This window comes from Cyanobacteriota bacterium (assembly GCA_027618255.1).
GTDB lineage: Bacteria > Cyanobacteriota > Vampirovibrionia > LMEP-6097 > LMEP-6097 > JABHOV01.
Genome location: JAQCFG010000062.1, coordinates 1 through 11,010 on the forward strand (window position 1 = coordinate 1; position 11,010 = coordinate 11,010).

Consider the following 11,010-nt stretch of genomic DNA (forward strand, 5'->3'; position numbering starts at 1 on the left):
TTCTTACGGAGCCAGGCAGAAGCATAGTTGGTCCAGCTGGCATAACTGTGTATAAGGTAGGCAATATCAAAGACATCCCCAATGTCCGCAAATATATTGCCATTGATGGCGGAATGGCGGATAACGCAAGACCGATAATGTATCAGGCACAATACATTGCAGAAATTGATGGCAAAGATCCAAACAAAGACACTGAGCTAGTTACCGTCGCTGGTAAGTACTGCGAGTCTGGCGATGTATTAATTCGTGACATCGAGCTAGCTAAAGCAGCGCAAGATGACATCCTTGTTGTTTATTCAACTGGCGCTTACAACTACAGCATGGCTTCAAACTATAACCGCGCTACCAAACCTGCTTTGGTCCTAGTCAATAATGGTCAATCTCATATCATGGTTCAGGCTGAGGATATTGATGATATTTTGCGGAATGACAAGATGCCAGTGCATTTGAAATAGTCAGGACTAAGTCCCTTTACTAAAATCTAAGGAAGCTCAACCAAACAATTTGACAAAAAACATTTGGAGCAAAACGCCTACTAGCAGGCTCACAGAGGCTGCTGGTTTTGCGGAGACCGTTTTTTGGAGAATTCGTTTTGTTGAGCTTTCTGTTAATTACATAGTTACACAAAACAGCCTTATCTTCGCTACACTAATTACAAAATAGGGCATAATATACACAGAGGCCAAGTAAAATAGAAAACACCAATATCAACCTAAACTACATTGACTTAAAGGAATTTCTCTACAAATTTCTAGATTTAGAATTGAACCCTCTGAGTATGGCAAGCTTGATCATCCAACTTGCATTTATCACTTGGTTAATTTATCAAGTTTATATGAGGTTCCAAGGAACGCAAGCAGAGAGAGTTTTACGAGGTTTGGTTTTAATTATTCCGGTAATCCTACTTTGCTACGCCCTCAAGCTGCAAATCATTACCAGATTACTCGAGATTTTTTCACCTACTATATTAATAGGTTTGATTGTCATCTTTGCGCCAGAATTCAGGCGGGTACTAATGCAACTCGGTGGTAATCTATCTTTGGTTGACTACCTGCATATTGCAGAATCCAAGAAAAGCATCAACGATGCTTGTGATGAGATTATTCAATCACTTGCCAATCTCCAAAAAAACAAAATTGGCGCCTTGATTGCAATTGAAAAAGCCAATGTCGATAGATACTACATCAACCCCGGCAAAAGTCTTAATGCCACACTCAGCCAAGAATTACTGTTAACAATTCTCAATCCCAAGTCACCACTACATGATGGAGCGGTAATCCTAAAAGGCTTCACAGTGATTGCAGCTGGCGTCATCCTGCCTATGACTGAAAACCCTAAGCTCGATTGGCAGTATGGTACCAGGCATAGAGCGGCAATTGGTTTTAGTGAAATAACTGATTCATTGATTCTAGTTGTTTCTGAAGAAACCGGTGAGATATCCTCAGCCCAAGAAGGAAGATTGACAAGTTACGCAAATCCTGAATTATTACGCAACCGTATCCAAACTTTTTATTCAGAATTACTCAAAACAGAGAAGAAAAGCAGTAAAGTTGGTCAATACATTAATGACTTCTTTGCTAGTATCAAAGCTATAAAACAGGGAAAAGACGAGGATAAATCAGAGATTTCCGAAGAAATTGAATAATTGGCCATACGCAATAATAAAGAAATTACGAATTCTTTTATTATGTATTGCATTTTTTAATAATTTCTTGCTAATATAGATCATTATGAACGAAAATCAACAAAAAATATTTGTAGTAGACGATGATCCAGCAATTCTTGAGCTGGTCACCTCTAATTTAGAGATGCAAGGATACTCTGTCGAATCAGCTGACAACGCTATTGATGGTCTTGCCCTAATTCAACAAAACCCACCAAGCCTAATTATTTTAGATTTGATGATGCCTAATCTTGACGGTTTTACAGCTTGTCAAAGACTTCGTCAAAACGACAAAACCAAAGAAATTCCTGTGCTTATGCTTACAGCTTTAAGCAGAACGGAAGACAAAGTTACTGGTTTTGATTCTGGTGCTGATGACTATTTAACTAAGCCCTTTGAGCTTGCAGAACTTTTTGTTAGAGTGAGAGCTCTTCTTAGAAGATCTGGTGCTATAACTTTGGCGCAATCAATCCCTGAAATTCTTCACGCTGGCGACATTACATTAATGCCTGAGTCACGTGAAATCAAGATTGATGACCGCATCCTAAGACTTACTCCAATTGAGTTTGAAGTTCTTCATTGCTTAATGCAAAACCATGGTCAAACAGTTAGTCCTGGAACTCTTCTTAAAGAAGTTTGGGGTTACTCACCTGTGGATGACGTAGATACTATTCGTGTTCATATCAGACATCTAAGATCTAGAATCGAAACTGGCGAGAAAAAATATATCAAAACTGTTTACGGTGGTGGATATCAATTAATTCCTGATGGTTTCGTGAAGCACGCTCAAACAGCTTTGGCTTAATTGATCAGAACATTGGATTTGTTTTTGAATGTAAAAAGCCTTCTCCTTGTGAGATGGCTTTTTTTTGGGAACACAAAATAACTTGCTGCGTCTTTGCATACAAAATCGGTGGCATTTGCCATCAATTTAACGGGTAAAAAGGACTAATGGCCTAAAAAAGGAGATCGCGAAAATGAAAAAAATACTATGTATACCTGTAGCATTGTCGCTACTACTTTCAATAGTTATTGCTAAACCAGCTAAAGCTATGGAAAAAGGAGTTCTATCTATTGTTGGACCTGTCGTGGGTGCACCAATTGGTGGTGTTATGGGCTTAATTCGTGGTTTCACGGCTAAAGCTGTTGATGGTTCAAACCATTTATCAGAGGACCTTGGAGACGGTTTTATCGGTAGACTTATTGGTACCCCAGTTGGACTTGTAATTGGTGGTGTTGTCGGTGGAGTCACAGGTTTAGTCAACGGTGTAATTGACGGTATTGTAATCGGAATTGATGATCCATTATCAGCAGAGAGTGCTAGTTTAGATGGTGATTTTATAGACTATGATCCTTTCGAATTATTTGAAGGAAAATCATTTGCTCAATAATTAGCATTTGGAATAAACTTGTCGGTATTAAAAGCCCTCCCTGAACGGAGGGCTATTTTTTAACTGCTATACTTGTTTACTGGTCAAGCTCATGAGAAATATTGAGATCTACGATACAACACTTAGAGACGGCGCGCAGATGCGTGATATTTCTTTTAGTGTCAACGACAAACTAAAGATACTTGAAATCCTCGATGATCTTGGAATCACCTATGTAGAGGGTGGCTGGCCGGGAGCAAACCCCAAAGATATAGACTTCTTTGTTGAAGCAGCCAAGCTCAAACTAACTACCACTAAACTCACAGCCTTTGGTAGTACTCGCAAAGCCAATACCAAGGTGAACGAAGATCCTATACTCAAAGCATTACTGAGAGCTGAAACTCAAATCATTTGTATCGTTGCCAAAAGCTCTGCTTGGCAAATTGACACAACAATGCAAGCTAGCCTGGAACAAAACCTTGCAATGCTCAATGAAAGTATCGAATATCTAAGATCAGAAGGTAGAGAGGTTTTTGTCGATGCCGAGCATTTTTTTGATGGCTATAAAACTAATCCTGCATATTGCAAGCAATTTATCGAGACTGCAGCCAAAGCTGGAGCTAGTCGAATGATACTCTGTGACACCAATGGCGGTTCATTGCCTGAGGATGTTTATCGGATTACCCAAGAGATGGTAGAGGCTTTTGCTGGGGCTTCTGGCATAGATTTTGGGATTCATGCGCATAACGATAGCGAGCTTGCTGTCGCCAATAGTATACGTGCAATCCGAGCTGGTGCAATCCAAGTACAAGGCACCATCAATGGCTACGGTGAGCGTTGTGGTAATGCCAACTTACTTTCTATTATTCCAAACCTAGAACTTAAATACAGTGATGATAATTTAATTTGCTTACCAAAAGGCAACTTAAACAAACTCACCAAGGTTGCCAAACAAATCTCAGAAATCGCCAACATGAATCTCAATCAATCACAGCCTTTTGTCGGCGACAGAGCATTCACCCACAAGGGCGGTCTGCACGCAAGCGCAATTGCCAAGGATAAAACAAGTTACGAACATATAGACCCAGCGAGCGTTGGCAATTTCACTCGAGTTGTAGTTTCTGAACAATCTGGAGTGAGCAATATCCTTGACTGGTTCAACAACAATGGTTTTGATTTCAATTCTGACAACGAAGCAAAAGAAACTGCACAAGCAGTCCTCACCAAACTCAAAGAGCTTGAGCATCAAGGTTATAGCTACGAAAATGCAGCAGCCAGTTTTGATTTATTAGTGCGCCAAGTACTCAATGAAACCAAACCTCAATCATTACCAGATTTCTTTAGCACTATTGAATCCAATGTAAGAATCGTCAATGGTGAACAGACCGAAGCTACTGTAAGGGTTAAAATTGGAGACAAGGAATTTCATTCTGCTAGTCTTGGCAACGGTCCTGCAAATGCCATGGATCAAGCTTTACGTAAATCACTAAGAGATTTTTATCCAGAGATCGATAATTTTCATTTGCTTGATTTCAAAGTAAGGATTTTAGATAGTCACCTTGGTACTGCGGCAATAACCAAAGTTCAAGTCACTACTGGCTGCGCACATGTACAAGATCGTCCTAAGAAACTAGCCGATGGGGCTTCCCAGGTAGATTCATGGGATACCATTGGAGTTAGCCCAAACATAGTCAAAGCCAGCTGGGATGCAATCGTAGACAGTATTATATATGGTTTAATTAGAGAAAGAGCGAAGGTCAAGGAGAGCCAAACTTAATGCCATTAACAGGACAAGACTTAGTTGAAGCCAATACTTTCCTGCAAAGGTTACAAGGGAAAACGGTAAGAGTTGAAATTGCTTCCAGGATCAATATTGGATTTAGGCAAGCAATGTCAGTCAAACTAGCAAAATCTGGTGACTTATATACTTGCGACAGTGAATCAGGCGAAGTCTCTGCGGTTATAGACTTAAACCAAGCAGAGAGCTTAAGCTCTGATCACAGCTCGGTGACTCTGCTTTATGGCGACAATTTAGTGACCGTGCGTTTTGCAAGAAGCCGTTAAGTATGCCAGAACCAAAACACAAACGTGAAGACTATAAGGCTGTAAGAGAAGGTGGTCTACTCACAGATATCAGTGAACACCTGACAGAGTTGCGTAATCGATTAATCATCTCAGTAATTGCACTTCTTGCTATTTTCATACTTGCTTTTAATTTCTCTCATCAAATAATCACAATACTTCAAGCACTAGCTCCAGCAGGCTCAAGTTTTTTTCAAATCAAACCTGGTGAATTACTTATGACCAGCATCAAAGTTTCTATCTTTAGTTCTGTAGTAATCACCATGCCACTTTTACTACAACAAATAGAAGGCTTTCTTAGACCTGGTCTTAAAGACAAAGAATCAAATCTACTTGGTCCAATACTGATTAGCTCACCAATATTATTTTGGCTAGGAATGTCCTTTGCATATTTCTTCACATTACCTTCTTTGTTAGAATTCTTACTTGGTTTCGGTCAAGGACTAGTTGAAGCTCGCTATGGACTAGAACATTTTATCAATTTAGAGCTATCCATTCTCAGCATTTGTGGCATTAGTTTTCAACTACCGATTGTCTTAATCAGCCTGGCACAATTTGGTATTGTCAGCAGCAAAAGCCTGTTGCGTCTCTGGCGCTATGTGATACTTGGGGCATTTGTGATTGCAGCAGTGATCACCCCAACTCCTGACCCACTAACAATGAGCATCCTAGCCGGAGCTCTTCTTGGTTTGTTTTTCCTTACTATTTTGATTTTAAAGATAATGAAGCGCTAGGGACAGCTTACAACTTGCTATAATACTTTTGTGTTCATCGCATCTAGAAGAGAAAAACTAATAGTTCTAATAACCCTAATCTTGGTATCAGGAACCGGTTATTTCATCTTTGATTTACTTAGTTTCAAATCATCCAATATTAAAGAAGCCAGGCAATTACTCAAAGAATTCAAAATTGCCAAAGCACAAAATATTCTAGAAAAGACCAAACTTCGCTTGAGAACCAGTGATGAAGATCTTGATACTCTCTTACTCTATTCTCAAATCAAACTTGCAAAATACAAACAAGCCAGTAAATTCTTAGATGAAAACATCAAAAGCATCCCTATTGACTTCAAAGACAGCTTTGTAGAGCTAGTTGAAATACTCAATGTCAACGATAGAGCAGACTTGATCGTTAAGCTCATTGGCAAAGCTAACAAACTCAAACTCGAACAAGAATATTTTATAGAAATTAGTCAAAGACGCAACCAAATCAATCAAGAATTTGAGATACTGGAAGCTGGTCTTAATTACCTCAATACTCGCAAATTAGACAAGAAAAACAAAACAGCAGTCTCTAGCCTCAAACTAGAGTCTTACTTGCTCAAGCGCTGCATGGAAGTTGCTGATATTAATATCGGCTCCACTAACTATAAATCTGCCCTGTCCTATCTTGAAAAAGCCATTAATTTAGGCATTGTCAACAATTCTGCCCTTAAAGATGATTTCTATTTAAGTTTGGCACTCACTTACAAGAATCTTCACAATTTTGATAAAGCGTGGGAAAATATGCAATTGGCAGCCAAACTTGGTAATGAAAGAGCTAAGGGAATGATTGAAGATTTACATAAGAAGTATAAATAAAGGCGTCATCCTAAGCCAAAGGCGTAAGAACCCCTAAGTTATAACACCTAAAGAATTAGTATATACGGATCATGCTAAAATATTAAGGCATTATGAATTCGTAAAGCGTAAAGCATGGTGCGATTATATGGATCAATTATCCATATAGAGAAACGAGGAAATGGCCGAGTGTCGATAAATGGTTAGTACACAACCAATTAAATTCGTCAACCCTGAGTCTCAAGAACTGAGCCCTGGCTCTGCCGTGCAAGAAAAACTTCCAACAACGCAAACTGAAGAACTAGGACGTGATATCACAAATGATCTTGAGCTCTTACATCACAAGAAAGTTAAGACCTTTGGTGATATTGAAGCTGAACAAAAAAAGACACTCCAATATATGTTGATCGACTTACGAAAAATCGTTCATCTGGTAACCAGTGTGGTTTGTGGTGTCACTTCATTTACTAGTAGGTTATTACCAGAACAAAGCAAACTGAAACTAGCTCTTAATACAAGTTCTACCTGGCTTGCCAAACTAGCAATTGGAGTTGTTTCCGGAGCATCAGGTGCAGTAGATGCATTCAAAGACGGAAAATACTTGCTTGGAATTTCACAAATTGGAGATGCTATTACAACAGTACTTGCACCAACAAAAGAAATTACTAATTATCGTGGTCTGTGGATTGGTGCCTACAACGCATTGCCAGCACTAGAAACTATCGAAGGTAAATCAAAATATCTCAACTTTAATGATAATGTGCAAACAACTTGGAGAGCATTTAAGCAAGCATGTTCAGAACTCAAAGCAAATCCAGCTGCAATTTTTGATAGGCAACGAAGCGGTATGTTGGGATTAGTCACTGGTGCGCTGACATCAGCAAGTTCATTAATGTATATGCTCACCGGCGCCAAAGCCTTTGCCTCCATACGTGATGCTGTTGGTATGGGAGTTGAGTTAGAAAAACTCAAATCAATTCACTATGAAGCTGGGCGTGGTAGATATATTGCCAGTGGTTGGACTATGCTCTTTGGCTCTGCTGCCAATATGATTAGTAAGTACGCCGGCAAAGGACAAGAATTCTGGTCTTACCTCAATCTTTCTGCAAATGCGATTGGCAAACTGTTCTATCTCGACGCCTTGCAAAACAATGAACCTGCACGTCGACAAGATCCAATCACCCTTAAAGAAATTTTCAACAACACTCTCAAAGAATCACTCAACTGGGGTAAAGAAACTCGCGCCAGTATAGAACGCGCGCAGCCAATTCAAATTGAAGCACCCAAAATTGCAGAACGTATTGAAAATATTCAAGAAGCCCAAAAAGAAAAGGCACGTGTCGCTAGAGAGACAAGTATTAGAAGACCGAGGGCAAGTCATAGTGATGGCTTTAGCAGGACTAGTGCGCCGAGTGTTACGAAGGCGAATGCGAAGACAGCTCCAAGTCCGAAGGGAACTGCGGCGGCTAAATCAACTGCAGCGAAATCAAGTTCTAAAGCTCCTAAAACGTCTAGCCCTGCAAAATCTGGGTCTGGCTCAAGTAAAACATCTGAGACCAAACTCACAATAGCCTTTAGACCGGCTTAATAAATAATTTGATCAAGATCAAAATGAGTTAATTTCAACCTTCCGCTTCAAAATATTCTGTATCTGAACCACTTTCTCTTCTTACCTGTAAGTTAGCAACACCAGTAGCAGTGGCATTTATAAGAAAATCTGTTTCTTTTTCTCTCCCATTCTCAGCTTCATCTCTATAATAACTATCTGGTAGAATTAGTCCTATTCCACTATAAGGATCAAGACGAGTTTGCTCATTACTACCATCATCAGGTTCTGATCTATATCTATAAGGCATTGTCCATATTTGTCTTTGAGCCTCTGGCGGCATGTGGTCAGGCAACCTTCTCAAAGCTCCTTCTACAGAAGTTGCCCTCTTCGCTGTTAAATCTATCGTTGTTGCAAAATTACAAGTGTACGGGACATTTTTTACCAATGGATCTCTACTTCCGTCTTCACGAAGTGGATCACTATCTCTCAATACCGGAATTAATTGATCATCGCGAATTGCATAACAAATACCAGCTCCACCAGTAGTATTATCAAATTGGTCAAATTCATTTCTAATTCCCTTTCCTGGAATATACTTCCAACGATAAGAAAGTAGATCAGCCATATTCTCAGCGTCTCTCATTGCCGGTGAAGCATCTACTCCGAACATTTGATACCTACCACCTGTTGCTTTTGGTATCGCTGCTCCTTCATACTTACAGAAAAGGAGACCCTGAACTTCAGACTCTGGTCTTACCTCCTGACAATCGTAGACATGAGCAAGCTTATGTAAATACTGACCTAGTTTAAGCCTTCCAATAGTGTTTTCCACTTCATCAGGGTACGCAAAAACTAGAATGGTCGGTCTTTTCATTGCAGGGTTATCATGCCATCCAGCTTTAATTACAGGTACTTCATAAATGTCCAAAAGATCAACAAAGTTTTTGAAGTCTGAGTCTTCATTTTTATTAGAGCTTATTTTAGATTGTACTGCAGCAAGGTCATTCTTTATAACAACTCTACGTCTAGCAGGGTCATCTGTTGTTGATTTTGCGTAACCTGATTCACAAAATCCTTCTACTCTGGCTATTTCACAAGCTAATTTCCTATCACTAAGTGGTTTATATTCTGGATTGGAAGAATCCATTCCTCTTCCTAATTTACTAGCTTTAACACCAGTTAATGTATGGTCCAAACCAGCTGAATAAGGTATTCTAATTCTTTGTTCTTTCAATAATTCTGTTCGATTTGTCATTCTTGCTATATCAATATAACACGTCCGCCCGTGTCTATACAAGAGTATAATGTTAACTTATTTTTAAAAGACTTTCAAGCCACTAAATAGTCATATGTTTTTCAATAAAATCAGTACAAACCTCACCAGTTTGAAAAACCGGATTTGCCATGACCCGCTTATGAAAAGGGATGGTAGACTCGATGCCGGTGATGGTAAATTCGTCAAGACAACGCTGCATACGTTTAATAGCTTGTTCTCTGGTTCTAGCCCAAACAATTAATTTTCCCATCAAAGAATCATAATTTGGCGGCATAAAATAGTCAGTGTAGCAATGGGTGTCTACCCTCACTCCAAGTCCACCAGGAGGCATAAAACCAGTTAAGTGGCCCGGGCAAGGCATAAAGTTGCGAGTAGAATCCTCGGCATTGATTCGACACTCTATAGAGTGGCCGTTGATCTTGATATCACTTTGATCAAAATCAAATTCTTCACCGTTTGCAACACGCAATTGCCATTGCACTAAATCAAATCCTGTCACCATCTCTGTAACACAATGCTCAACTTGAATACGCGTATTCATTTCAATGAAATAATATTCTTTAGTCTCTGGTATAAAAATATATTCAATCGTTCCAGCACCTTCATAGTTAACAGCTTTGGCTGCTTTGACTGCGTCAGCTCCCATTTTTTCACGCAATGCTTTATCCACAACGAGAGAAGGAGCTTCTTCAACTAGTTTTTGGTGACGGCGTTGCACGCTGCAATCCCGCTCACCCATGTGGACACAGTTGCCATGACTATCTGCAAAGATTTGCACTTCAATGTGTTTCATTTGAGTAATAAATTTTTCTATGTATACACCAGCATTGCCAAAAGCATTTTTGGCTTCTGTTTGTGCAGCAACAAAGTTGCGCTTCAATTCTTCGGTATTGTAACAAACTCTCATTCCTCGTCCACCACCACCGGCAGTTGCCTTGATGATCACTGGATACTTGATTGTGTTTTCTACCAGATCTATCGCTGCTTCAATTGATTCAACCAAACCATCAGAACCAGGTACCACTGGAACCCCTGCAGCCATCACTGTTTCACGTGCTGTTGCTTTGTCACCCATACGATTGATCGCGTCAGAACTTGGTCCAATAAATTTGATATTGTGCTCAGCACAAACATCTACAAAATGTGCGTTCTCAGAAAGAAAACCATAACCAGGATGAATCGCATCAGCTCCTGCAATCAGAGCCGTACTTATAATTGTCGGAATACTCAGATAGCTTTTTGATGAAAGTGCTGGACCAATGCAATAAGCCTCATCGGCCATAATCACATGCATGCTATCTTCATCGGCCTCGGAGTAAACGGCGACAGTTTTAATATCTAGCTCTTTACAAGCTCGAATAACCCTCAACGCAATTTCACCTCTATTCGCAATTAAAACTTTAGATATTGACATATTCACCTGCCTTAAACAGAACTACCATTCTACAACATCCCCAAAGCCCACCCCCAAAGCCCACCCCGGGTATCACAAATTTGTGATACCCGGGGTG

General features: G+C 39.8%; 11 protein-coding genes. 9 read left to right on the forward strand and 2 right to left on the reverse strand.

What is annotated here, in order from left to right; translation table 11 throughout:
• The 9 genes from O3C63_08200 to O3C63_08240 all read left to right on the forward strand — a co-directional run.
• On the forward strand, positions 1 to 455 hold a 455-nt coding region (locus O3C63_08200; protein ID MDA0772908.1), incomplete at its 5' end, for a diaminopimelate decarboxylase.
• Between the two features lie 323 nt (positions 456 to 778).
• Positions 779 to 1,645, forward strand: a complete 867-nt coding sequence (gene cdaA, locus O3C63_08205; protein ID MDA0772909.1) for a diadenylate cyclase CdaA — start codon at positions 779 to 781, stop codon at positions 1,643 to 1,645.
• Between the two features lie 85 nt (positions 1,646 to 1,730).
• Complete coding sequence (locus O3C63_08210; GenBank protein MDA0772910.1) at positions 1,731 to 2,468, forward strand: response regulator transcription factor; 738 nt, start codon at positions 1,731 to 1,733, stop codon at positions 2,466 to 2,468.
• Positions 2,469 to 2,640: 172 nt separating this feature from the next.
• Complete coding sequence (locus O3C63_08215) at positions 2,641 to 3,054, forward strand: hypothetical protein (protein MDA0772911.1); 414 nt, start codon at positions 2,641 to 2,643, stop codon at positions 3,052 to 3,054.
• A gap of 91 nt (positions 3,055 to 3,145) precedes the next feature.
• Complete coding sequence (gene cimA, locus O3C63_08220) at positions 3,146 to 4,810, forward strand: citramalate synthase (protein MDA0772912.1); 1,665 nt, start codon at positions 3,146 to 3,148, stop codon at positions 4,808 to 4,810.
• Positions 4,810 to 5,097, forward strand: coding sequence for a hypothetical protein (locus O3C63_08225; protein MDA0772913.1), 288 nt, complete (start codon positions 4,810 to 4,812; stop codon positions 5,095 to 5,097). Before cimA ends, O3C63_08225 begins: the two co-directional genes overlap by 1 nt.
• 2 nt (positions 5,098 to 5,099) lie before the next feature.
• Positions 5,100 to 5,849: a twin-arginine translocase subunit TatC gene (tatC, locus tag O3C63_08230; protein MDA0772914.1), complete on the forward strand. Its 750-nt coding sequence runs from the start codon at positions 5,100 to 5,102 to the stop codon at positions 5,847 to 5,849.
• A 30-nt stretch (positions 5,850 to 5,879) separates the two neighbouring features.
• Positions 5,880 to 6,695: a hypothetical protein gene (locus tag O3C63_08235; GenBank protein MDA0772915.1), complete on the forward strand. Its 816-nt coding sequence runs from the start codon at positions 5,880 to 5,882 to the stop codon at positions 6,693 to 6,695.
• 178 nt (positions 6,696 to 6,873) lie between these two features.
• Positions 6,874 to 8,262 (forward strand): hypothetical protein, encoded by a 1,389-nt coding sequence (locus tag O3C63_08240; GenBank protein ID MDA0772916.1) that lies wholly within the window; start codon positions 6,874 to 6,876, stop codon positions 8,260 to 8,262.
• A gap of 34 nt (positions 8,263 to 8,296) precedes the next feature.
• Here O3C63_08240 and O3C63_08245 read toward each other — a convergent pair whose 3' ends face one another.
• Positions 8,297 to 9,478, reverse strand: a complete 1,182-nt coding sequence (locus O3C63_08245) for a hypothetical protein (protein ID MDA0772917.1) — start codon at positions 9,476 to 9,478, stop codon at positions 8,297 to 8,299.
• 82 nt (positions 9,479 to 9,560) lie between these two features.
• On the reverse strand, positions 9,561 to 10,913 hold the full coding sequence (gene accC / locus O3C63_08250) for an acetyl-CoA carboxylase biotin carboxylase subunit (GenBank protein ID MDA0772918.1): 1,353 nt from the start codon (positions 10,911 to 10,913) through the stop codon (positions 9,561 to 9,563).
• Between the last annotated feature and the right edge of the window lie 97 nt (positions 10,914 to 11,010).